This window comes from Bacteroides sp. 2_2_4 (genome assembly GCF_000157055.1).
GTDB lineage: Bacteria > Bacteroidota > Bacteroidia > Bacteroidales > Bacteroidaceae > Bacteroides > Bacteroides ovatus.
On the sequence record NZ_EQ973380.1, the window covers coordinates 1 to 22,953 of the forward strand.

Below are 22,953 nucleotides of genomic sequence, written 5' to 3' on the forward strand. Positions count from 1 at the left end.
AAAGTTAATCCAAATGCGGAATTGATCTTGTCTAATATGGAAGAGGTGTATGACACTTATATGAAATCAGAGAAAACATTGTGCCAATTGTTGAGCATAGTCTCCTTTATATGTATAGCGATTGCCGTGTTCGGTATATTCTCATTGGTGACTCTGTCCTGTCAGCAACGTCGTAAAGAAATAGCTATACGCAAGGTAAATGGAGCCAATATAGGAATCATCTTGAATCTATTCTTTAGAGAATATTTACTTTTACTTGTGTTTTCATCGTTCTTTGCTTTTCCGTTGGGATATGTCATGATGAAACATTGGCTAGAAAATTATATAAAGCAAACACCGATAGAATGGTGGCTCTATGCAGTCATATTCATAGGAATGGGACTTGTCATTTTCCTAAGCATTATTTGGCGCGTGTGGAAAGCCGCCCGGCAAAATCCGGCAGAAGTACTTAAGAGTGAATAAGATAAAATAAAAGTCCGGCACATTGATTTGTGTCAGACTTTTATTTTATTCACCCGATAAGAGTGATATATTCCTCGTAGATTATAAAATATCCAATGCTTTAAATGCTTTAACCAACTTTTCTACAGCACGGTCAATTTGATCTTTTGTATGGGTAGCCATCAATGCCACACGTACCAAAGTGTCTTGCGGTGCACATGCCGGAGGAATAACCGGATTGATAAATACACCCTCGTCGAAAGCCAATTTAGTGACCATGAATGTTTTTTCCGTGTCACGTACATAAAGAGGAATGATAGGTGATTCTGTTGCACCGATTTCAAATCCTGCTTCACGGAAACGTTTCAATGCATAGTTGGTAGCCTCCCACAAAGCTTCAAGCCTTTCCGGTTCATTTTGGATGATGTGGAGGGCTTCAAGAGCAGATGCAGTAGCAGCAGGAGTGTTGGACGCACTAAATATATAAGTACGTGCGTTGTGGCGTAACCAGTTGATGATAGAAGAATCAGCAGCAATGAATCCACCGATAGAAGCCAATGATTTGCTGAAAGTACCCATAATCAAGTCAACTTCGTGAGTCAGACCGAAATGGTCGCAAACACCACGTCCTTGTTTTCCAAATACACCCAAGCCATGAGCTTCGTCTACCATGATAGTAGCGTTGTATTTATGTTTCAAGCGTACGATTTCGGGCAAGTTTGCCAGGTCGCCTTCCATAGAGAACACACCGTCTACTATGATGAGCTTCACTGAATCCGGGTTGCACTTTTGAAGTTGCTTTTCCAGATCCGCCATATCGTTATGCTTATATTTCAGTTGTTGAGAGAAGGAGAGGCGACGGCCATCTACGATAGATGCGTGGTCGCGGTCGTCGCAAATGATATAATCATTGCGATCTGTCAAAGCAGGAATAACTCCCGAATTCACCGTAAAACCGGTTGAGAAGCAGAGTGCTTCATCTTTGCCTACAAAGGCAGCCAGTTCTTTTTCCAACTGAACGTGCAGGTCAAGTGTACCATTCAAGAAGCGCGAGCCTGCGCATCCGGAACCATATTTATGCATGGCTTTAATACCTGCTTCAATCACTCTTTCATCTCCCGTAAGGCCAGTGTATGCATTGGAACCGAACATCAACACTTCGTGTCCGCCCATTTCTACCTCTGTACCCTGCTTTCCTTCTATCTCACGGAAATATGGGTAAACGCCCTGTGCCATAAACTTTTGTGGCAGGTCGTACTTAGCTAACTTCTCTTGTAATAATCCCATGAATTATAATTTATTATACTCATACTCAGATCGTTCGCTGACGATCTTACATCCTTTTATCTTAACAAGTGTTTAAAAACAGGGGGCAAAGATAACAAAATTTGCTTTTATCTGTTCTTTTTAAGAGAAAAAAGTTGCCCTCATGTGATTAGAAACCTCTAATAGATTAAAATTTAAGATATTTATATTACTTTTGTCGTCTACAATCGACAAGAATAGCATGAACGAAAGAATGAAAAAAATAAAATTCGTCGTCAATCCTATTTCGGGAACACAAAGTAAAGAATTGATTCTTAACTTGCTGGACGAAAAAATAGACAAGGCGAGATACTCTTGGGAAGTAGTGAATACGGAGAGAGCCGGTCATGCAGTAGAAATAGCTGCTAAAGCTGCCGAAGAGAAGACTGATATAGTAGTGGCTATCGGTGGGGACGGGACAATCAATGAAATAGCTCGTTCGTTGGTGCATACTGATACCGCACTGGGAATTATTCCCTGCGGATCGGGTAATGGACTGGCGAGGCATCTGCATATACCGATGGAACCGAAGAGGGCGCTGGAAGTGCTGAACGAAGGTTGCATGGACGTAATAGATTACGGTAAGATTAACGGGACGGATTTTTTCTGCACTTGCGGAGTGGGATTCGATGCTTTTGTTAGTCTGAAGTTTGCGCATGCCGGTAAACGCGGGGTGTTGACTTATCTGGAAAAAACCCTGCAAGAGAGTCTTAAATATGAACCGGAAACGTATGAACTGGAAACGGAAAACGGAGTTTCCAAGTATAAGGCTTTCCTGATTGCCTGCGGAAACGCGTCGCAATATGGAAACAATGCTTATATCGCCCCGCAAGCTACGCTGACGGATGGCTTGCTGGATGTAACCATTCTCGAACCGTTCACCGTATTGGATGTCCCTTCATTGGCTTTCCAGTTATTCAATAAGACAATCGATCAGAATAGCCGTATCAAGACTTTCCGTTGCAAGCAGTTGTGCATCCGTCGCACTACTCCGGGAGTAGTGCACTTTGACGGCGACCCCATGGAAACGGACGCCAATGTGAACATTGAGTTGATTCAAAGGGGATTGCGCGTAGTGGTGCCGCAAGCGTCGGAAAAGGATGCTGCCAATGTGCTCCAAAGAGCGCAGGAATATATGAATGGTATCAAATTGATGAATGAAGCCATCGTCGACAATATAACAGACAGAAACAAGAAAATATTGAAAAAGCTGACAAAGAAAGTCTGATAAAATAACGGATTACTGACAACGAATTACAAATTATTGCGTACTTTTGCGCAGTTTTGGTTCAATCAAAATAGAAACGCGAGTGATAATCGTTTAAATAAAAAATATATGTTCAGAACGCACACATGTGGAGAACTAAGAATCTCTGATGTAAACAAGCAAGTTACGCTGTCTGGATGGGTACAGCGCAGCCGTAAAATGGGAGGAATGACTTTTATCGACCTCCGCGACCGTTACGGAATTACCCAGTTGGTCTTTAACGAAGAAATTAATGCTGAACTCTGTGAACGTGCTAATAAACTGGGACGTGAGTTCGTCATTCAAGTGACAGGAACGGTTAATGAACGTTTCAGCAAGAATGCAAACATTCCTACCGGAGACATTGAAATCATCGTTTCCGAACTGAACGTACTAAATACGGCTATGACTCCTCCGTTCACTATTGAGAATAATACGGATGGTGGTGATGATATCCGCATGAAATATCGTTACCTGGATTTGCGTCGTAACGCTGTCCGCTCTAATCTGGAATTGCGTCATAGAATGACGATTGAAGTTCGCAAATATCTGGATAGCCTGGGCTTCATCGAGGTGGAAACGCCCGTTTTGATCGGTTCTACTCCTGAAGGTGCACGCGACTTCGTAGTACCGTCACGTATGAATCCGGGACAGTTCTACGCACTTCCGCAATCTCCGCAGACATTGAAGCAGTTGTTGATGGTTTCCGGTTTCGACCGTTACTTCCAGATTGCAAAATGTTTCCGTGATGAGGACTTGCGTGCCGACCGTCAGCCGGAATTTACGCAGATTGACTGCGAAATGAGCTTCGTTGAGCAGGAAGATATTATTACTACTTTCGAAGGAATGGCTAAACATTTGTTCAAAACACTGCGTGGCGTGGAACTGGCTGAACCGTTCCAGCGTATGTCTTGGGCGGATGCCATGAAATATTATGGTAGTGACAAACCGGACTTGCGTTTCGGCATGAAATTCGTGGAACTGATGGATATCATGAAAGGTCACGGATTCTCTGTATTCGATAATGCTGCTTATGTGGGTGGTATCTGTGCCGAAGGTGCTGCAACTTATACTCGTAAGCAACTGGATGCACTGACGGACTTCGTAAAGAAACCGCAGATTGGTGCAAAAGGTATGGTGTATGCCCGTGTAGAAGCGGACGGAACTGTAAAATCGAGCGTGGATAAATTCTATACGCAGGAAGTGCTGCAGCAAATGAAAGAGGCATTCGGTGCTAAACCGGGTGACTTGATTCTGATCTTGTCCGGCGACGATGTGATGAAAACACGTAAACAACTTTGTGAGCTTCGTCTGGAAATGGGCGCTCAACTGGGGTTGCGTGATAAGAATAAGTTTGTTTGTCTTTGGGTGATCGACTTCCCGATGTTCGAATGGAGCGAGGAGGAAGGTCGTCTGATGGCTATGCATCATCCGTTTACTCATCCGAAAGAGGAAGATATTCCGATGTTGGATACTGATCCGGCAGCTGTACGTGCAGATGCTTATGATATGGTAGTGAACGGTGTGGAAGTTGGTGGCGGATCTATCCGTATCCACGATGCGAAATTACAGGCGAAGATGTTCGAGATTCTTGGATTCACTCCGGAAAAGGCACAGGCGCAGTTTGGCTTCCTGATGAATGCCTTTAAGTATGGTGCACCTCCTCACGGTGGTTTGGCATACGGACTCGACCGTTGGGTATCTTTGTTCGCTGGTTTGGATTCTATCCGCGACTGTATTGCGTTCCCGAAAAACAATTCCGGACGTGATGTGATGCTGGATGCACCGTCTGCAATCGACCAGACTCAACTTGATGAACTGAATTTGATCGTTGATCTGAAAGAGGGCGAGTGAAAGAATCTGTACGCATATTCCGTTTTATAGTCATCGGTACAATGAACGCCTTAATTATGGCGTTGGTTGTATGGTTAATGATGAAAGAAATGTCATTCGATGGTGACTATATGGTGGCTAATATAACAGCGTATCTGATAGCTCAAATCCATAACTTTATCTGGTGCAAATACTGGATATTCCCCGTAGAAAATAAAAAGAATAGTATCTGGAAACAGATACTGCTCTTTTGTTCTGCTTTTGCCGTGGCTTACACCGCACAGTTCTTATTTCTTGTCTTATTGGTAGAAGGATTGGACGTGAATGAATATCTGGCTCAATTCCTGGGATTGTTTATTTATGGAGGGGCTAATTTCCTAGCCAACAAAAAAATAACGTTTCAATGAGATAGTTATTTATGATGATATATTGAAAGGGCACAGAGTTCTCAATTTAGATTTGAACTCTGTGCCCTTCTTTTTTTCTTTATTAGATAAACCTCCTGCAATGAAGGTATGTGGGTAAGCCTTTAATCCAGAAAGCGTTTGGTAAGTCCATCATATTCGTCAATCCGACGATCACGAAGGAAAGGCCACCAACGACGAACGTTTTCCGAACGTTCCATATCTATTTCCACTACTATGTTCTCCGGGTGATCGTTTCCGGCTTGTGCCAGAAATTCCCCTTGTGGTCCTGCTACAAAACTGTTTCCCCAGAATAAGATACCGTTTGTCTGTCCGGAAGGATCGGGTTCGTGTCCTACACGGTTGACGGAGATAACAGGAAGTCCATTGGCAACGGCATGAGCGCGTTGTGAAATAATCCAGGCATTGAGTTGGCGGGCTTTTTCATCGTCCGTGTCGCTGCTTTCCCAGCCAATGGCGGTAGGATAAATTAAAAGTTCCGCACCTTTTAGTGCCATCAGGCGGGCAGCTTCCGGATACCATTGATCCCAGCATACTAATACGCCCAGTTTTCCTAAAGATGTTTGAATCGGTTCAAAACCAATGTCTCCCGGAGTGAAATAGAACTTTTCGTAGTAAGCCGGATCATCGGGAATATGCATTTTCCGGTATTTTCCTGCAATGCTTCCGTCGCGGTCGAATACGACAGCGGTGTTATGATAAAGTCCGGGAGCACGTTTCTCAAAAAGAGAGGTAACAAGGACTACTTTATTAGCTGCTGCCAACTCGGAATAAAAGCCTGTGGAAGGCCCGGGAATTGGTTCGGCAAGATCAAACAGGTTAGTGTTTTCTGTCTGGCAGAAATAAAGTGAATTGTGTAACTCCTGGAGCACAATCAGTTGTGCGCCGTGGGCGACACAAGCCTCGATACTCTTTGCGAGGTTCATCAGGTTGGCTTTAATATCTGCGGTATTGGATTGTTGGATGATTCCGACTTTTATTTTTCTCATGATGAATAATTAGTGGGTTGATTCATTCATTATTTTATAATTCCTTTATAGCTCCTTTGTAATTCTTTTATGACTCCTTTATAACACCCAGCGGATATTGCATGGTGACACAGTGTAGGGAACCGTGCTGTTTAATCAGGGCACGGCAGTCTATTCCAATTATTTGATGGCTTGGAAAGGCTTGCTGCAATACTTCTCCTGCTTTTTTGTCATTCGCCGGCTGATTGTATGTCGGGTAGAGAATAACGTCGTTCATAATCAGGAAATTGGCGTAAGTTGCAGGCAGGCGTTCGCCGTCTTCTTCTATCTTGCCTGCCATGGGTAAGGCCAATAGGCGATAGGGTTCTCCTGCTAAGGTGCGGAATGTTTTCAGCTGTTCTTCCATTGCAAGCAGTGCTTCGTAATGTTCGTCTTCTTTGTTTTCGCATTTCACGTAAGCGATGGTGTCGGTAGAACAGAAGCGTGCCAAAGTGTCGATGTGGCTGTCGGTATCATCACCGGCCAGATAACCGTGGTCTAACCAAAGCACCTTTTGCAGGTGGAAGGTTGATTTCAGGTATTCTTCTATCTCTACCTGGTTCAGTCGTCCGTTTCGTTGGGGAGAAAGCAGACATTCGGAAGTGGTAAGCAATGTACCCATTCCGTCGCTTTCGATAGAACCTCCTTCGAGTACGAAGTCGAGGTGGTCTATATACTGGCCTTTCAAGGCTCCGGCTTCTACGGCATGTTTGGTAATTTGATTATCCAGTTCGGAAGCAAATTTCAGTCCCCAGCCGTTGAAGGTGAAGTCGAGCAGGGAAGGGGTGCCGGTATCTATCATTGTTATGGCTCCGTGGTCGCGGGCCCATGTGTCATTGGTGGCACATTCCAGAAAGCGGACGTTATCCATATTGACAGTAGCAGCTATCTGCTTTTTCACTTCTTCCGGTTCGGGAGTGACGATCAATAATAATTCACGCTTCGCTATTTCTCTGGCAATATTGATAAAACACTCTTGCACTTCCGCCAGCATGTAGGCCCAATCTGTACCGGCATGTGGCCATGTTAACTGTATACCGCTCTGCATGTGCCATTCGGCAGGCAAATGAGGTGCTCTCATTTCTACCTGTACGGTCATGTTTTTGCCGAAGTTCAACTGCAAATCTTTCTCCGAGCCGCTTGGGCTGGGGAGTCCAACCATGATTCCCATTAGACTATATATATTTAGTTATTTATAAAATCAGTTTATTGTCTGCATCTAAAGTCAGTTTGTTTTCTGCATCGATGTGACTGTTATGCATTGTTTTCCTGCTTCGGTTTCCGGTCAAAGAACGGATTCTTGGAGGATGCGCTTACGGGGATCGCCATTACCATCTTGCAGTCTTTCAGCCAGTTCAGGCGTTGTGCTGCCAATCCGGCGGAGAACATGACGCGTGTGTCTACGCGTAAATCGGCTGCCGTGGCGCACGCGGAACCTATTGCGATACCTACATCTATGCTGTTCAATGCGCAGGGAACTCCATCAGTACGTCCGGCACAGGTGGCAAATCCGCAATGGCCGCAGTTCAAGCCCTGTGTCTGCTCGCGTGTTCCTATCAGTACAACACATTCGGCACTTAGGATGTTGTCGGCATCACGAAGGAAGAATTTCATTCCGTGTTCTTCTACCATAGCTATCATAGTGTCCGATAATTGTTTAATCTCTTCATCAGTGATGAGGGCCACTTCAATAATATCGATTCCTTTTCCTTTCGGAGCAGTGCGCGCAGCCGTCATCATCTGACGTGCTACCTGCAATATATGCTCGTGACGAGCGTCTCTTTCGTTCAGTATCATAACTTTCTTGAATTAATTAGTAAGGCAAAGATAAATGAAAATTGGCAAAATTACACTAGATGATGAAATAAATAGGGGCTATCATTTGAGTCTGATATGAAAAAACTTTCGTATCGGACTTTGTGTTATTGGGTGGAAAAGGCTATCTTTGTATCTGTCAACTTATAAAGTTATGAGTATATGAGTAATAAAATTTATCCTATCGGCATACAGAACTTCGAGAAAATCCGTAAAGGAGGTTATTGCTATATAGATAAGACTGCTTGGATATATCAAATGGTGAAAACTGGCAGTTATTATTTTCTTAGTCGTCCACGTCGTTTTGGGAAAAGTTTGTTACTGTCTACTTTGGAAGCCTATTTTCAAGGGAAGAAAAAACTTTTCGAAGGATTGGCGATAGAGAAACTGGAAAAAGACTGGTTTAAATATCCGATCCTGCATATTGACCTCAATACAGAAAAATACGATACACCGGAAAGACTTGAAAATAAGCTGAATCGCACATTGGTGGAATGGGAAAAAATCTATGGAGCGGAATCTGCAGAAACTTCTCTAGCTATGCGTTTCGAGGGTATTATTCAGCGTGCTTGTGAGAAAGAGGGCCAGAGTGTCGTTATTCTTGTGGATGAATACGATAAGCCTATGTTACAGGCGATTGGTAATGATGAACTCCAGAAGAGTTTTCGTGATACATTGAAGGCTTTCTATGGAGCTTTAAAAAGCAAGGATGGCTGCATTAAATTTGGTATGCTTACGGGAGTTACAAAATTCGGAAAAGTAAGTGTATTCAGCGATCTGAATAATCTGGAGGATATTTCTATGCGTCAGCAGTATATAGAAATCTGCGGAATCAGTGATCGTGAGTTGCATGAGAACTTTGAAACTGAATTGCATGAATTTGCCGATGCGCAAGGTTTGACGTATGATGAAATTTGCACAGAAATGCGTGAAAGATATGATGGTTATCATTTCACTCATGATTCTATAGGTATGTATAATCCGTTCAGTGTACTTAACACCCTTAAATACAATGTGTTTGGCAACTACTGGTTTGAAACGGGCACACCTACTTATCTGGTCGAATTACTAAAAAAACATCATTACGATCTTCACCGGATGGCTCATGAAGAAACTAGTGCCGACGTACTGAATAGTATTGATTCAACTTCCGACAATCCTATCCCTGTGATTTATCAGAGCGGTTATCTTACCATAAAAGGCTACGATCGTGAATTTGAAACTTATCGCCTGGGATTTCCCAATCGTGAAGTGGAGGAAGGTTTTGTGAAATATCTCATGCCTTTTTATGCCAATATAAATGCCGTAGAATCATCTTTTGAGATTCAGAAGTTTGTCCGCGAAGTCCGTTCGGGAGATTATGATTCTTTTTTCCGTCGTCTTCAGAGTTTCTTTGCAGATACTCCTTATGAATTGGTTCGCGATTTGGAATTGCATTATCAGAATGTTCTCTTTATCGTGTTCAAATTAGTCGGTTTTTATGTAAAAGCGGAATATCACACGAGCCAGGGCCGTATCGATCTTGTTTTGCAGACTGATAAATTTATCTATGTCATGGAATTCAAGCTGGAGGGTACGGCTGAAGAAGCCTTGCAGCAGATCAATGAAAAGCATTATGCTAAACCTTTCGAAAGTGATGGGCGAACACTTTTTAAGATTGGAGTGAATTTTAGTGCTGAAACACGAAACATTGAGAAGTGGGTGGCGGAACTTCAATAAATATAATTTTGGCAGGATTTTCAAGAGAACAAATAGATGTTACATATTAATAATGCCTGTATTGCTTTTGGTACGGAAGTGCTTTTCTCCGGTTTCAGTATGAAGTTGGAAAGGGGAGAAACGGCTTGCATTGTCGGTCAATCCGGTTGTGGAAAGACTTCGTTGCTGAATGCGGTAATGGGGTTTGTGCCTTTGAAAGAAGGATCTATACAGGTAGGGGAAACATTGCTTGATATATCGACTATCGATAGTGTCCGCAGACAGATTGCATGGATTCCTCAAGAATTGGCACTACCTTTTGAATGGGTCAAAGAGATGGTGGCTCTCCCGTTCGGACTGAAAGTGAATCGTTCTGTTCCTTTTTCGGAAGAAAGACTTTTCACTTGTTTCGATGAATTGGGGCTGGAACACGAATTATATACAAAGAGGGTGAATGAAGTATCGGGTGGTCAACGCCAACGTATTATGTTGGCTGTGGCTGCAATGCTCAACAAACCTCTCATTATCATAGATGAACCGACTTCTGCTTTGGATGCCGGATCAACCGGTAAAGTCCTGTCTTTTTTCCGGCGACAGGCGGAAAGAGGAACGGCTGTGTTAGCCGTATCACATGATAAGGACTTTGCTTCGGGCTGTCATTATTTAATAGAACTGTAATTAATTGAACTGTAACGCAAATCGGATAGAATTGTTAAGAATATATTGTGGGAACGATTGATATATCATATTATAATCTCTTTATAGGGCTACTATTGCTTGCCATTCCGTTTTTTTACCTTTGGAAATTTAAAACGGGATTGCTGAAACCTGCCGTGATTGGTACATTACGGATGATTATCCAGCTGTTCTTTATCGGCATGTATCTGAAATATCTCTTTTTATGGAACAATCCCTGGATTAATTTTCTTTGGGTGATAATTATGGTATTCGTGGCCGGGCAGACCGCATTGGTACGTACTCAGTTGAAACGTAGTGTTTTATTAATCCCTATTACGGTAGGATTTCTTTGTAGTGTTGTATTGGTAGGCATCTATTTTATCGGTATTGTTCTCCAACTGGATAATATATTTAGCGCCCAATACTTTATTCCAATATTTGGAATTCTGATGGGTAATATGCTGTCGAGCAATGTAATAGCTTTGAATACTTATTATAGTGGATTGAAACGTGAACAGCAACTATATCGGTATTTATTGGGAAACGGAGCAACAAGGCAGGAAGCGCAGGCTCCATTTATCCGGCAGGCCATCATTAAATCGTTTAGTCCCCTGATTGCGAACATTGCCGTGATGGGATTGGTGGCTCTTCCGGGCACGATGATCGGACAAATTCTGGGAGGAAGCAGCCCGAATGTCGCTATCAAGTATCAGATGATGATTATGGTGATTACTTTCACAGCATCTATGCTATCGCTAATGATTACTATTTCATTGGCTTCGCGTCGATCTTTTGATGCATACGGAAAACTGCTGGAGGTAACAAAAGAACCCAGGAAATGACTGTTATTGACCAGATATTCCATAAAGTAGCTGAAATAGCTATTCCACACTTCTTTATAACAGTGGAGTTTTCAGCATCCGGCACAGAAATGCCGGAACATATCGAGGCTTTCCTGCAGGAAAAATACGAAGCAATTCTTCGTGGAGCCAGTGGACGTAAATTTATCTATAAGGAAGGAGAGTGGCGGCTTATTTTCACTTTCTTCCCTACGGACAGAGTCGTAGACGAACGGTATGCACTGAAAAACAAGGTACAAATGATAAATAAGGTGCAAATGAAAAGCAAAAGCTAACCGGTTATTAGCGTGTTTATTATTTGCCTTTCAACATTCCCCATAAGCAGCGAAGCTGCACGAATTGTTCTCCGGGTTGCACATAACCGCCTTCAAACATCTTTTCCGTTACTTGAAATTTAGAGAGGTGATGGCGTATATACTTCTCTACATCAGGCGATTGTTTCTTGACGAAGACAGCAAATCAACCTTCCCGTCTTCGCGAATGAGCACCCTAGCTTTGATTGTGCGAAAACCGTACTCTTTACAGTGTTTGGTTTCTACTTTATCAATCCAGAAGATAGCGGTAGCTTTGACCGTATCTGCCGCACAATCTTCGATATTGTCAATCTTTGCAGCCTCGGCTACGGACATTTCGATACTATCACTTTTCTTGGGCTGGCAAGAAACCATCATAACTAGCAGGAGCAGTAAAGTCAAATTTGTTTTCATCGTATTCATTATTTAGATGAAGTAAAAGTACAGAATTTCAATAAATAACGGAAGATTTAGGCGAAAATTTATAATTAGTTTTTATTCCGGAACCGGTTTTTATCCGAATTTATCCGATGAAAACAGGCAAAAGGCAAAAAGAATATAAACTCTTTTTGCCTTTTGCCTATTGATAAAACTGAAAAATGAAATTAACTGTTTAATCTAAAATTTATATGGATATAGTTATGGTTTAGCGGAAGTCTTTTAGTTCTTCCTGTAATTTCTGACGGGTAAAGAAGATCCGACTTTTTACGGTACCTAACGGAAGATTCAGTTTTTCTGCAATTTCACGGTATTTGAATCCGGAAACGTGCATGGCGAACGGAACCCTGTATTCTTTCGGAAGAGCATTGACTACACGGTGCATCTCTTTCAGGTCGTATGTCCTTTCAGTACTTTCAAACCCTGCATCTTGCGGCAAATTAAGATGATAAAGGTTATCGGTCTTGTCAACAAATGTCTGGTCGCGAACTACCTTACGATAATTATTGATAAAGATATTGCGCATGATGGTGTACATCCATCCTTTGAAATTTGTATCGGGTGTATATTTATCTTCATTATCTAATGCTTTCAATGAGGTTTCCTGCAGCAAATCGTTTGCTTCTTCGCGGTCTGTTGTCAGTTTGTATGCGAAACGTAGTAATTCTTCCTGAACTCCTACCAAATCTTTTCTGAAGCTTAAACTTTTCATATGTGTTGTTTTTAAAATGTGAGTATTCGTTGTAAAAATTTTGATGATGCAAGTTTAAGATATTTTGTCGACCTTGGTAGGGGAGAATCAGACGTAATTTAGGGGAATTTCTATCAACAGATAGTTTTTAGGTCCTTTTTGATAGTTTCTGGGTGGTATTTTATATCTTTTACGGGGATCTCAAAAAATGGATAACGATAAATTCTCTAAAAAACGATCACTTAGTATGTTAATTCCTATTTTATTTATTATCTTTGCAACCAAATTTTCTACCAATAATGAAAATTAAGGAAATAGTAAGCGCCCTTGAACGATTCGCGCCTCTGCCATTGCAAGACGGATTTGATAATGCCGGCCTGCAAATCGGATTGACAGAAGCGGAAGCAACAGGGGCTTTGTTGTGTCTTGACGTTACCGAAGCTGTGTTGGATGAAGCTATCGCGCTGGGGTACAATCTCGTTATATCGCACCATCCGCTCATTTTCAAGGGCTATAAATCTATCACGGGCAAAGATTACGTGGAACGCTGCATACTGAAAGCAATAAAGAATGATATTGTGATCTATTCAGCACATACTAATCTTGATAATGCACAAGGTGGAGTTAATTATAAGATAGCAGAGAAAATAGGGTTGAAGAATCTGAAAGTGCTCGAACCGAAAGAGAACTGTCTGATTAAGCTGGTGACTTTCGTGCCGGATGCACAAGCCGATAGTGTGCGCGAAGTGTTGTTTGCAGCCGGATGCGGAAATATAGGTAACTATGATTCATGCAGTTACAATCTGAAAGGAGAGGGAACCTTCCGGGCAAAAGAGGGAACGCATCCTTTCTGTGGAACAATCGGTGAACTGCATCATGAAAATGAAGTGAGGATTGAAACCATTCTTCCTATATATAAAAAAGCGGAAGTTATAAAGGCTTTATTGTCTGTACATCCTTATGAGGAACCGGCATTTGACTTGTATCCGTTGCAGAATGACTGGTTGCAGGCAGGTTCGGGAATTGTAGGTGAATTGGATGAATCGGAAACGGAACTCGAGTTTCTGAAACGCATCAAGAAAATCTTTGAAGTGGGTTGTGTACGTCATAACAAACTGACGGGGAGAGAAATACAGAAGGTTGCCTTATGTGGTGGTGCCGGAGCTTTCCTGCTTCCACAGGCAATTCGGACGGGTGCGGATGTCTTTATTACGGGAGAAATCAAATATCATGATTATTTCGGCCACGAGGGTGATATTCTGATGGCAGAGATTGGTCATTACGAAAGCGAACAATATACAAAAGAAATTTTTTATTCCATAATCCGGGATTTATTTCCTAATTTTGCACTCCAATTGAGTAAAATAAATACGAATCCCATAAAATATTTATAAGTAAAATGGCTAGAGAAGCAAAAAAAGATCCGAATGAGTTGACGGTAGAACAGAAACTGAAGACACTGTTCCAACTGCAAACGATGTTGTCTAAGATTGATGAAATCAAGACATTGAGAGGTGAACTTCCGTTGGAAGTGCAAGACCTTGAAGATGAAATTGCTGGTTTGAGTACCCGTATCGACAAGATCAAAGCTGAAGTGGATGAACTGAAATCTGCTATTGCCGGCAAGAGAGTAGAAATTGAAACAGCAAAGGCTTCAGTAGAAAAATATAAGTCACAACAAGACAATGTTCGCAATAACCGTGAATATGATTTCTTGACGAAAGAAATCGAATTCCAGACATTGGAAATCGAACTTTGCGAAAAGAGAATTAAGGAATATTCTGCTGATAAAGAAGAAAAAGAGGCTGAAGTAACGAAGAACGATCAGATTCTTAACGAAAGACTGAAAGACCTTGAGCAGAAGAAGAGCGAACTGGACGAAATTATCTCTGAAACCAAACAGGAAGAAGAGAAATTGAGAGACAAAGCTAAAGATTTGGAAACTAAGATCGAACCGCGTCTGTTGCAGTCTTTCAAACGTATCCGTAAGAACTCTCGCAACGGATTGGGTATTGTATACGTACAGCGTGACGCTTGTGGTGGTTGCTTTAACAAGATTCCGCCCCAGAGACAACTGGATATCCGTTCTCGTAAGAAAGTAATCGTTTGTGAATATTGCGGACGTATTATGATTGACCCGGAATTGGCTGGCGTACAAATCGAACACAAGGTGGAAGAAGCTCCGGTAGCTACTACCAAAAGAGCTATCAGAAGAAAAACTGCTGAATAAGAAGAGCAGTGAAGTAAGTAAAGTTACTTTTTTGATATATAATAAGCCCTGCAGCAATGCTGGGCTTTTTTTGTTTTAACAAGTGCTCGTATAAAAGGAATCGATAAACAAACTTACCCTTTAGTTGTTATCTTTTCATTTCATAAAAACCTGAACTGATATGAATATACGAGTGTGGGGCACATCGCTCCTTATGTTTCTTTCAACTGTGACCGCGGTTGGACAGACCGCAAACCGTTATTTGAAAGCTCCGCTTCCTCAAGATTGGGAAGAGAGCGGGGAAGTGTTTCAACAGATACTTCCGGTAGATGACCATTGGTGGAAGTCATTCCAAGACACCAAACTGGACTCTTTGATAGCTCTGGCAGTAGATCGTAATTACTCCGTTGCCATGGCAATCAACCGTATAGCTGCCGCTCGTGCCAATCTTTGGATAGAACGCAGTAACTTTTTTCCTTCCATCGGATTGAATGCAGGATGGACCCGTCAGGAAACCAGTGGAAATACAAGTTCACTGCCCCAAACAACCGATCATTATTATGATGCTTCGCTAAGCATGAGCTGGGAGCTTGATATTTTCGGCAGTATCCGGAAACGGGTAAAAGCGCAGAAAGAGAATTTTGCCGCCAGCAAGGAAGAATACACTGGAGTCATGGTCTCATTAGCTGCAGAAGTAGCCTCGGCTTATATCAATCTAAGGGAGTTGCAACAAGAGCTTGAAGTGGTGAAGAAAAACAGTGCTTCGCAGGAAGAAGTCCTGAAAATCACGGAAGTACGCTATAACACCGGGCTGGTTGCTAAACTCGATGTGGCACAGGCCAAGTCTGTATTATATAGCACAAAAGCCTCCATTCCCCAGTTGGAAGCGGGTATCAATCAGTATATCACAACATTGGCTGTCTTATTGGGAATGTATCCCCAGGACATTCGTCCTGTTCTTGAATCTAGTGGTACATTGCCCGATTATATGGAACCTATCGGAGTGGGAATGCCTGTCGATTTATTACTGCGACGGCCTGATGTACGAAGTGCGGAATTGAGCGTAAATGCGCAGGCAGCATTGCTTGGAGCTTCGAAAGCGGATTGGTTGCCGAAAGTTTTCTTGAAAGGTTCATTTGGATATGCCGCCCGTGACCTGAAGGATCTCACCAAAAGTAAAAGTATGACTTATGAAATTGCTCCGTCATTGAACTGGACTATTTTCAATGGAGGACAGCTGGTGAATGCAACCCGGCTGGCAAAAGCGCAACTGGATGAAGCGATCAACCAGTTTAATCAGACGGTTTTAACTGCCGTACAGGAAACGGACAATGCTATGAATTCCTACCGGAATTCAATCAAACAGATTGTAGCCCTGCGGGAAGTACGCAATCAAGGAATTGAGACATTGAAACTTTCACTGGAACTTTATAAACAGGGACTTTCGCCTTTCCAAAACGTACTTGATGCACAACGTTCTCTGTTATCTTATGAGAATCAGCTGGTACAGGCACAAGGTAGTTCGCTTTTGCAACTGATAGCCCTCTACAAGGCTTTAGGGGGTGGTTGGAGAGAATAAAAATCAATCTATAAAATATATAACCTAACAGATATGAAAAAACTGATGTATATCTTTCTTGCACTGCCTATATTGACGGGTTGCAAGGAGAAGAAAAGTACAGGAGCGATGGGAGGTATGCCAACTCCGGAAATTAGTGTGACCAAACCCATAGTGGAGGATATTACTTTGACGAAAGATTATCCGGGTTATCTGACAACAGAAAAGACGGTGAATCTTGTAGCCAGGGTGAACGGAACCTTGCAGTCTACCTCTTATGTCGCAGGTGGACGGGTGAAACAGGGGCAACTGTTGTTTGTCATTGAACCAACCTTATATAAAGATCAGGTGGAGCAAGCAGAAGCAGAACTGAAAACTGCCCAAGCGCAATTGGAATATGCTCGTAATAATTATAGCCGTATGAAAGAGGCTGTAAAGAGTGATGCGGTCAGTCAGATACAGGTACTTCAGGCTGAATCTTCTGTGAAAGAGGGTGTTGCAGCTGTCAGCAACGCGGAAGCAGCTTTGAGCACCGCCCGTACAAACTTGGGATATTGTTATGTCCGTGCACCGTTTGACGGCACCATCAGTAAGGCGACTGTAGATATAGGAAGTTATGTAGGCGGTTCGTTGCAACCAGTCACATTGGCTACTATTTATAAAGATAATCAGATGTATGCTTACTTTAATGTTGCTGATAATCAATGGTTGGCAATGACGATGGATACCCAGCAGTTACCGACTGATCTTCCTAAAAAAATAATGGTTCAACTGGGAAAGGGGGGAACTGAAAGTTATCCGGCTACGCTCGATTATCTTTCACCAAATGTAGATGTGAATACAGGAACACTGATGGTTCGTGCCAATTTTGATAACCCGAAAGGGATATTGAAGAGCGGATTATATGTAAGCATAACTTTACCTTATGGAGAAGCTAAAAATGCCATGTTGGTGAAAGAGGGCTCTATCGGAACCGACCAGTTAGGCAAATACTTATATATTGTAAATGATTCGAATATAGTTCATTACCGGCATATTGAAATAGGGCAGTTGGTCGACGGCACTTTACGGCAGGTATTGGGTGGACTTTCCCCGCAGGAACAGTATGTCACAGAGGCTTTGATGAAAGTCAGAGACGGAATGAAAGTAAAGCCGCTTCCTGATTCCCTTCCCAAAAGAGGGAAATAAGGTCTTTTGGATAACTGATTGATTAACAAACGAAATCAATAAAGGTGATGTACTTAAAACCGATTAATTAACAAAAGTAACTTTCTGCTCCCTCTCCTTGGGAGAAAGTTGTGGAGAGACTGCTTTTAAACCTATACATTATGTTTTCTAAGTTTTTTATCAACCGACCGATATTTGCTACTGTCCTTGCCCTGCTTATTGTAGTAGCCGGTCTGGTCACACTCAATATATTGCCTGTGGCGCAATTTCCGGAGATCACACCGCCAACGGTGCAGGTCTCTGCCGTTTATCCCGGGGCAAATGCTGAAACTGTTGCTCAAACAGTGGGTATTCCTGTCGAACAGCAGGTGAATGGTGTAGACGGCATGCTTTATATGTCTTCCAATTCTTCATCTTCGGGAGCATATTCTCTGACTATTACATTCGCTGTTGGTACGGATATCGATATGGCAACTGTGCAGGTACAAAACAGGGTAAGTATCGCACAATCATCGCTGCCGGAACCGGTGGTGGTGCAAGGGGTCACTGTGCAGAAACAATCTTCAAACATTGTGATGTTTTTGACAATGACTTCGCAGGACTCTGTGTACAACAGCCTGTATCTGACTAATTATGCCAAATTGAATTTAGTGGACCAGCTGACACGTGTGCCCGGAGTGGGTGCTGTGAATGTGATGGGAGCAGGGGACTATTCGATGCGCATCTGGCTCGATCCGGAGGCTATGCGTATACGGAATATTTCACCGCAGCAAGTCTATCAATCGATCCAGTCACAGAATGTGGAAGTATCCGCCGGATATATCGGTCAGCCTATCGGACAGGATAATAATAATGCTTTTCAGTATACTTTGAATGTTCAGGGACGATTGAAATCTCCGGAACAGTTCGGGAATATTATTATCCGCCGTGAGCAGGACGGGGCGATGCTTCGTCTGAAAGATATTGCACGCATTGATTTGGGGTCTGCTTCATACAGTGTAGTGTCGCGATTGAATGGAAAACCTACGGCTGCTATTGCTATTTACCAGCAACCGGGTTCCAATTCGCTGGATGTTTCAAAAGGAGTGAAAGCTAAGATGGAAGAACTTGCAGAAAGTTTCCCGTCAGGAGTGGCCTATAATGTCACTTTGGATACGACTGATGTTATCCATGCTTCCATTGATGAAGTGATGGTTACTTTCTTTGAAACAACTTTGCTGGTGATACTCGTTATTTTCTTGTTCCTGCAGAATTGGCGGGCAGTGATTATTCCTTGTATTACTATCCCGGTATCGTTGATCGGTACATTTGCCGTAATGGCGGCATTTGGTTTCTCTATCAACACATTAACATTGTTCGGACTGATTTTAGCAGTTGCTATTGTGGTGGATGATGCGATAGTGGTGGTGGAGAACGCTTCGAGATTATTGGAAACTGGGCAGTACTCACCTCGTGAAGCCGTGACAAAAGCGATGGGAGAGATCACGGGCCCGATTGTCGGGGTGGTTCTCGTATTGCTTGCCGTGTTTATTCCAACAATGATGATTAGTGGAATTTCAGGTCAGCTGTATAAGCAGTTTGCGCTGACTATTGCCGCTTCTACCGTATTGAGCGGTTTCAATTCGTTGACATTGACTCCTGCGCTTTGCGCACTGTTTCTTGAAAAGAGTAAACCTTCTAACTTCTTTATATACAAAGGTTTCAATAAGGCTTATGACAAGACACAAGGGGTATATGACAAAATTGTCAAATGGTTGCTTCAACGTCCGGGAATGGCTCTCGCTTCTTATGGCGCTTTGACTGTTATTGCTCTATTGCTTTTTATGCATTGGCCGTCAACTTTTATCCCGGACGAGGATGACGGATATTTTATTGCTGTTGTTCAACTTCCGCCTGCCGCCAGCCTTGAGCGTACGCAAGCAGTGGGAGAAAAGATAAACGGTATTCTGGATTCTTATCCGGAAGTAAAGAATTATATTGGTATTTCCGGCTTTTCTATCATGGGTGGTGGCGAACAGAGTAACTCGGCAACTTATTTTGTGGTACTGAAAAACTGGAGTGAGAGGAAAGGGAAAGAGCATACGGCTGCTGCCATAGTCAACCGTTTTAATGGTGAAGCGTATATGACTATTCAGGCTGCGGAAGTGTTCGCCATGGTTCCTCCGGCTATTCCGGGGTTAGGTGCATCCGGTGGTTTGCAGCTTCAGTTGGAAGACCGGCGTAATCTGGGACCGACGGAAATGCAGCAGGCCATCAATGCCTTGCTTGCTTCTTATCATTCGAAACCGGCTTTAGCATCTGTATCCAGTCAGTATCAAGCAAATGTTCCGCAATATTTCTTGAATATCGACCGTGACAAAGTCCAGTTCATGGGAATTGCCTTGAACGATGTTTTCTCTACATTAGGCTATTATATGGGAGCGGCTTATGTGAATGATTTTGTTGAATTCGGCCGTATTTACCAGGTGAAGATCGAGGCACGCGATCAGGCACAGCGCGTGATTGATGATGTTTTGAAGTTAAGTGTGCCGAATTCGGCAGGAGAGATGGTGCCTTTTTCTTCTTTCACCAAAGTGGAGGAACAGTTAGGCCAAGACCAGATTAACCGCTATAATATGTACTCGACTGCTTCTCTGACTTGTAATGTTGCTCCGGGAAGTAGTACCGGGCAGGCTATTCAAGAAGTGGAAGCATTGTTTAAGGAACAGTTGGGAGATGAGTTTGGGTATGAATGGACTTCCGTTGCCTATCAGGAAACCCAGGCAGGGAATACTACTACCATTGTTCTGATTATGGCGTTAATTGTTGCTTTTCTGGTACTTGCTGCACAGTATGAAAGTTGGACCAGCCCGGTAGCAGCCGTCATCGGATTGCCGGTAGCCTTATTAGGTGCCATGATTGGCTGTCTGATTATGGGAACTCCAGTCAGTATTTATACGCAAATCGGTATAATCCTGTTGGTTGCGCTTTCTGCAAAGAATGGAATTTTGATTGTGGAATTTGCCCGTGATTTCCGTGCCGAGGGTAATTCAATTAGGGAAGCTGCCTTTGAAGCGGGGCATGTCCGCTTGCGTCCGATCCTGATGACTTCTTTTGCTTTTGTACTAGGAGTGATGCCCTTGTTATTCGCCACCGGTGCAGGTGCACAAAGTCGTATAGCATTGGGTGCCGCTGTGGTATTTGGTATGGCTATGAACACTTTATTGGCTACCATTTATATTCCTAATTTCTACGAATTCATGCAGAAATTGCAAGAGCGATTCAGCAAAAAGAAAGGAAATGAGGATAGTGAGAAAGATGTTGCCGTATAGAAGTAAAAGGCTGTTTGAAGACTACCTGAAAGGGGAGTTGGTATAGTGACGCCATCTGTTTGGGATGGTGTCACCATAGTAAGCAAATAGCGTCACTATCTTGAACGGATAGTGACGCTATTTTATTCTTGCAGGTAAGTATGTTTTTTAAGGCGAATGAAGCGGATCATTTTTATAAAGATTTGTAATCTGGAATATCCTGGAGGAACGTATAACTCTGGTTTTCATAATCCATCCGGCAGCAATAATGTTGCATTCCGTTGCTGACAATCAGATAATCTACTTTCAGTACCATATTATACCGGGTGATTTGGTCGAAAACAGCCTGTGTAATTTCGATATATGGTGCTTTATATTCCACAATCATCCGGGCTGATAAATCCCTCCGATAAAGTACGGTGTCGCATCGTTTGGTAGTACCGTTTAACTTTACCATTACTTCATTGGCCAGAAGGGCAGTCGGATATCCTTTGTGTGCAATAAGAAAGTGAACAAAGTGTTGCCGTACCCATTCTTCAGGGGTAAGGGCGACATATCGTTTACGAATTACGTCGAAAATTACATTTTTTCCGTTTCGTACGTTTATTTTAGTGTCGAATACTGGTAGGTTTAACGATAACATTTATTATTTTTGTAAGTTAAATAATGGTTCCCATTATTGGGAGCACAAATTTAATAGATAATTATGAAAACAAAAGAAGAAATCGTAGCTAATTGGCTGCCCCGTTACACAAAACGTAACCTGGAGGATTTTGGAGAGTATATTCTGTTGACTAACTTCAACAAGTACGTCGAGATTTTCGCAAATCAGTTTAATGTTCCCATCTTAGGAAGGGATGCAAATATGATTTCTGCTTCTGCCGAAGGCATCACTATGATTAACTTTGGTATGGGAAGTCCTAACGCTGCCATCATCATGGACTTGCTGGGAGCTATTCAACCCAAGGCTTGTTTGTTTTTGGGAAAATGTGGTGGCATCGACAAGAAAAATCAGCTTGGCGATTTGATTCTCCCTATTGCAGCTATCCGTGGAGAGGGAACTTCTAACGATTATTTTCCTCCCGAAGTTCCTGCATTACCTGCATTTATGTTGCAGCGTGCCGTTTCTTCATCCATCCGTGACAAAGGCCGTGACTATTGGACTGGTACCGTATATACCACCAACCGCCGTATCTGGGAACATGATGATGTATTCAAAGAATATCTGAAAAAGACCCGGGCTATGGCAGTTGATATGGAAACTGCAACTTTGTTCAGTTGTGGCTTTGCCAATCATATTCCTACCGGCGCATTATTATTAGTGTCCGATCAGCCAATGACCCCCGACGGAGTAAAAACAGATAGAAGTGATAATTTGGTTACCAGAAATTATGTAGAAGAGCATGTTGAAATTGGTATTGCTTCTTTGCGCATGATTATTGATGAAAAGAAAACTGTTAAACACTTGAAATTCGACTGGTAATCCGGTCTTTCTGAAAATTATATATGGCAAAACAAGAACTGACCTGTGATGACATCCTCAAGGAATTGAGAGCAAAGCAGTATCGCCCTATCTATTACCTGATGGGAGAAGAGTCGTATTATATCGACTTGATTGCAGATTACATAACGGATAATGTGTTGAGTGAGACGGAAAAAGAATTCAACCTGACTGTTGTGTATGGGGCTGATGTGGATGTGGCAACGATTATAAATGCTGCAAAGCGTTATCCCATGATGTCGGAACACCAAGTAGTAGTAGTTAAGGAAGCACAGGCGGTACGTAATATGGAAGAGTTGTCGTATTATCTTCAAAAGCCTTTGCTTTCCACCATTTTAGTGATATGCCATAAGCATGGAACGTTGGATCGTAGAAAGAAGCTGGCTGCCGAGGTGGACAAAGTTGGTGTACTGTTTGAATCTAAAAAAATAAAGGATGCACAACTTCCCGGTTTTATAGCTTCGTATATGAAACGGAAAGGAGTTGATATGGAACCTA

The 22,953-nt window shown here is 42.6% G+C and carries 21 protein-coding genes and 1 pseudogene; 15 read left to right on the top strand and 7 right to left on the bottom strand.

The genetic code is table 11. The annotated features are described in order from the left end of the window. On the top strand, window positions 1-462 hold a 462-nt coding region (locus tag BSCG_RS00490; protein ID WP_032849911.1), incomplete at its 5' end, for an ABC transporter permease. A gap of 81 nt (window positions 463-543) precedes the next feature. On the opposite strand, the gene spt is transcribed toward BSCG_RS00490, so the two are convergent. After that, entirely contained in the window at window positions 544-1,728 is a 1,185-nt protein-coding gene (gene spt / locus BSCG_RS00485; protein WP_004311645.1) for a serine palmitoyltransferase, read from the bottom strand. Between the two features lie 220 nt (window positions 1,729-1,948). On the opposite strand from spt, the gene BSCG_RS00480 reads away from it, so the two are divergent. The 3 genes from BSCG_RS00480 (at window position 1,949) to BSCG_RS00470 (ending at window position 5,232) form a co-directional block, all read left to right on the top strand. Next, a complete protein-coding gene (locus BSCG_RS00480) occupies window positions 1,949-2,974 on the top strand; it encodes a diacylglycerol/lipid kinase family protein (RefSeq protein WP_004303062.1) in 1,026 nt (341 codons plus the stop codon). A gap of 108 nt (window positions 2,975-3,082) precedes the next feature. Continuing rightward, the gene (gene aspS / locus BSCG_RS00475) at window positions 3,083-4,846 is read left to right on the top strand and encodes an aspartate--tRNA ligase (protein ID WP_008777620.1); all 1,764 of its coding nucleotides are present in this window, start codon (window positions 3,083-3,085) and stop codon (window positions 4,844-4,846) included. After that, the gene (locus BSCG_RS00470) at window positions 4,843-5,232 is read left to right on the top strand and encodes a GtrA family protein (RefSeq protein WP_004295929.1); all 390 of its coding nucleotides are present in this window, start codon (window positions 4,843-4,845) and stop codon (window positions 5,230-5,232) included. The genes aspS and BSCG_RS00470 overlap by 4 nt, the downstream gene beginning before the upstream one ends. A gap of 122 nt (window positions 5,233-5,354) precedes the next feature. Here the strand turns inward: BSCG_RS00470 and BSCG_RS00465 are convergent, their stop codons facing one another. The 3 genes from BSCG_RS00465 to BSCG_RS00455 form a co-directional block, all read right to left on the bottom strand. After that, window positions 5,355-6,239 carry a carbon-nitrogen hydrolase gene (locus BSCG_RS00465; protein ID WP_008777621.1) on the bottom strand — a complete coding sequence of 295 codons (885 nt, stop codon included), beginning with the start codon at window positions 6,237-6,239 and terminating at the stop codon, window positions 5,355-5,357. A 67-nt stretch (window positions 6,240-6,306) separates the two neighbouring features. Next, on the bottom strand, window positions 6,307-7,428 hold the full coding sequence (locus BSCG_RS00460) for an agmatine deiminase family protein (protein ID WP_032849912.1): 1,122 nt from the start codon (window positions 7,426-7,428) through the stop codon (window positions 6,307-6,309). 83 nt (window positions 7,429-7,511) lie between these two features. Then, window positions 7,512-8,054 (bottom strand): ferredoxin domain-containing protein, encoded by a 543-nt coding sequence (locus BSCG_RS00455; protein ID WP_004303057.1) that lies wholly within the window; start codon window positions 8,052-8,054, stop codon window positions 7,512-7,514. A gap of 180 nt (window positions 8,055-8,234) precedes the next feature. On the opposite strand from BSCG_RS00455, the gene BSCG_RS00450 reads away from it, so the two are divergent. Genes BSCG_RS00450 through BSCG_RS00435 form a run of 4 tightly spaced genes read left to right on the top strand, consistent with a single transcriptional unit; the run spans window position 8,235 to window position 11,583 of the window. Continuing rightward, entirely contained in the window at window positions 8,235-9,791 is a 1,557-nt protein-coding gene (locus BSCG_RS00450; protein WP_004308917.1) for an ATP-binding protein, read from the top strand. 36 nt (window positions 9,792-9,827) lie between these two features. Next, window positions 9,828-10,448 (top strand): ATP-binding cassette domain-containing protein, encoded by a 621-nt coding sequence (locus tag BSCG_RS00445; protein ID WP_004308918.1) that lies wholly within the window; start codon window positions 9,828-9,830, stop codon window positions 10,446-10,448. A 47-nt stretch (window positions 10,449-10,495) separates the two neighbouring features. Further along, window positions 10,496-11,290 carry an ABC transporter permease gene (locus BSCG_RS00440; RefSeq protein ID WP_004308919.1) on the top strand — a complete coding sequence of 265 codons (795 nt, stop codon included), beginning with the start codon at window positions 10,496-10,498 and terminating at the stop codon, window positions 11,288-11,290. Next, window positions 11,287-11,583, top strand: coding sequence for a hypothetical protein (locus tag BSCG_RS00435; protein WP_004308920.1), 297 nt, complete (start codon window positions 11,287-11,289; stop codon window positions 11,581-11,583). Before BSCG_RS00440 ends, BSCG_RS00435 begins: the two co-directional genes overlap by 4 nt. Before the next feature lie 19 nt (window positions 11,584-11,602). On the opposite strand, the pseudogene BSCG_RS0128215 reads toward BSCG_RS00435, so the two are convergent. Further along, a pseudogene (locus BSCG_RS0128215) lies at window positions 11,603-12,015 on the bottom strand (DUF4891 domain-containing protein). Window positions 12,016-12,247: 232 nt separating this feature from the next. Further along, window positions 12,248-12,751, bottom strand: coding sequence for an RNA polymerase sigma factor (locus tag BSCG_RS00430; RefSeq protein WP_004303051.1), 504 nt, complete (start codon window positions 12,749-12,751; stop codon window positions 12,248-12,250). Window positions 12,752-13,029: 278 nt separating this feature from the next. Here BSCG_RS00430 and BSCG_RS00425 point away from each other — a divergent pair, with 278 nt between their 5' ends. The 5 genes from BSCG_RS00425 to BSCG_RS00405 all read left to right on the top strand — a co-directional run bounded on the left by BSCG_RS00425 (window position 13,030) and on the right by BSCG_RS00405 (window position 20,975). Continuing rightward, window positions 13,030-14,124 carry a Nif3-like dinuclear metal center hexameric protein gene (locus tag BSCG_RS00425; RefSeq protein WP_008647557.1) on the top strand — a complete coding sequence of 365 codons (1,095 nt, stop codon included), beginning with the start codon at window positions 13,030-13,032 and terminating at the stop codon, window positions 14,122-14,124. A 5-nt stretch (window positions 14,125-14,129) separates the two neighbouring features. Then, on the top strand, window positions 14,130-14,960 hold the full coding sequence (locus BSCG_RS00420) for a zinc ribbon domain-containing protein (RefSeq protein WP_004295942.1): 831 nt from the start codon (window positions 14,130-14,132) through the stop codon (window positions 14,958-14,960). Window positions 14,961-15,120: 160 nt separating this feature from the next. After that, entirely contained in the window at window positions 15,121-16,518 is a 1,398-nt protein-coding gene (locus tag BSCG_RS00415) for an efflux transporter outer membrane subunit (RefSeq protein ID WP_004295943.1), read from the top strand. A 33-nt stretch (window positions 16,519-16,551) separates the two neighbouring features. Further along, a complete protein-coding gene (locus tag BSCG_RS00410; RefSeq protein WP_004310407.1) occupies window positions 16,552-17,685 on the top strand; it encodes an efflux RND transporter periplasmic adaptor subunit in 1,134 nt (377 codons plus the stop codon). A 140-nt stretch (window positions 17,686-17,825) separates the two neighbouring features. Next, window positions 17,826-20,975, top strand: coding sequence for an efflux RND transporter permease subunit (locus tag BSCG_RS00405; protein WP_008777625.1), 3,150 nt, complete (start codon window positions 17,826-17,828; stop codon window positions 20,973-20,975). 172 nt (window positions 20,976-21,147) lie between these two features. Here BSCG_RS00405 and BSCG_RS00400 read toward each other — a convergent pair whose 3' ends face one another. Then, complete coding sequence (locus BSCG_RS00400) at window positions 21,148-21,597, bottom strand: type I restriction enzyme HsdR N-terminal domain-containing protein (protein ID WP_008777626.1); 450 nt, start codon at window positions 21,595-21,597, stop codon at window positions 21,148-21,150. Window positions 21,598-21,660: 63 nt separating this feature from the next. Between BSCG_RS00400 and BSCG_RS00395 the strand changes: the two genes are divergently transcribed. Together BSCG_RS00395 and holA are read left to right on the top strand one after the other, a co-directional pair. Next, on the top strand, window positions 21,661-22,437 hold the full coding sequence (locus tag BSCG_RS00395) for an AMP nucleosidase (RefSeq protein WP_004303046.1): 777 nt from the start codon (window positions 21,661-21,663) through the stop codon (window positions 22,435-22,437). A 23-nt stretch (window positions 22,438-22,460) separates the two neighbouring features. Then, window positions 22,461-22,953 (top strand): DNA polymerase III subunit delta (holA, locus tag BSCG_RS0128220; protein ID WP_032849913.1); only part of this gene is annotated, 493 nt, incomplete at its 3' end.

Coding starts and splice junctions, on each gene's coding strand:
- spt (WP_004311645.1), bottom strand. CDS start 1,728: ATGGGATTATTACAAGAGAAGTTAGCTAAGTACGACCTGCCACAAAAG.
- BSCG_RS00480 (WP_004303062.1), top strand. CDS start 1,949: ATGAACGAAAGAATGAAAAAAATAAAATTCGTCGTCAATCCTATTTCG.
- aspS (WP_008777620.1), top strand. CDS start 3,083: ATGTTCAGAACGCACACATGTGGAGAACTAAGAATCTCTGATGTAAAC.
- BSCG_RS00465 (WP_008777621.1), bottom strand. CDS start 6,239: ATGAGAAAAATAAAAGTCGGAATCATCCAACAATCCAATACCGCAGAT.
- BSCG_RS00460 (WP_032849912.1), bottom strand. CDS start 7,428: ATGGGAATCATGGTTGGACTCCCCAGCCCAAGCGGCTCGGAGAAAGAT.
- BSCG_RS00455 (WP_004303057.1), bottom strand. CDS start 8,054: ATGATACTGAACGAAAGAGACGCTCGTCACGAGCATATATTGCAGGTA.
- BSCG_RS00450 (WP_004308917.1), top strand. CDS start 8,235: ATGAGTAATAAAATTTATCCTATCGGCATACAGAACTTCGAGAAAATC.
- BSCG_RS00445 (WP_004308918.1), top strand. CDS start 9,828: ATGTTACATATTAATAATGCCTGTATTGCTTTTGGTACGGAAGTGCTT.
- BSCG_RS00435 (WP_004308920.1), top strand. CDS start 11,287: ATGACTGTTATTGACCAGATATTCCATAAAGTAGCTGAAATAGCTATT.
- BSCG_RS00430 (WP_004303051.1), bottom strand. CDS start 12,751: ATGAAAAGTTTAAGCTTCAGAAAAGATTTGGTAGGAGTTCAGGAAGAA.
- BSCG_RS00425 (WP_008647557.1), top strand. CDS start 13,030: ATGAAAATTAAGGAAATAGTAAGCGCCCTTGAACGATTCGCGCCTCTG.
- BSCG_RS00420 (WP_004295942.1), top strand. CDS start 14,130: ATGGCTAGAGAAGCAAAAAAAGATCCGAATGAGTTGACGGTAGAACAG.
- BSCG_RS00415 (WP_004295943.1), top strand. CDS start 15,121: ATGAATATACGAGTGTGGGGCACATCGCTCCTTATGTTTCTTTCAACT.
- BSCG_RS00410 (WP_004310407.1), top strand. CDS start 16,552: ATGAAAAAACTGATGTATATCTTTCTTGCACTGCCTATATTGACGGGT.
- BSCG_RS00405 (WP_008777625.1), top strand. CDS start 17,826: ATGTTTTCTAAGTTTTTTATCAACCGACCGATATTTGCTACTGTCCTT.
- BSCG_RS00400 (WP_008777626.1), bottom strand. CDS start 21,597: ATGTTATCGTTAAACCTACCAGTATTCGACACTAAAATAAACGTACGA.
- BSCG_RS00395 (WP_004303046.1), top strand. CDS start 21,661: ATGAAAACAAAAGAAGAAATCGTAGCTAATTGGCTGCCCCGTTACACA.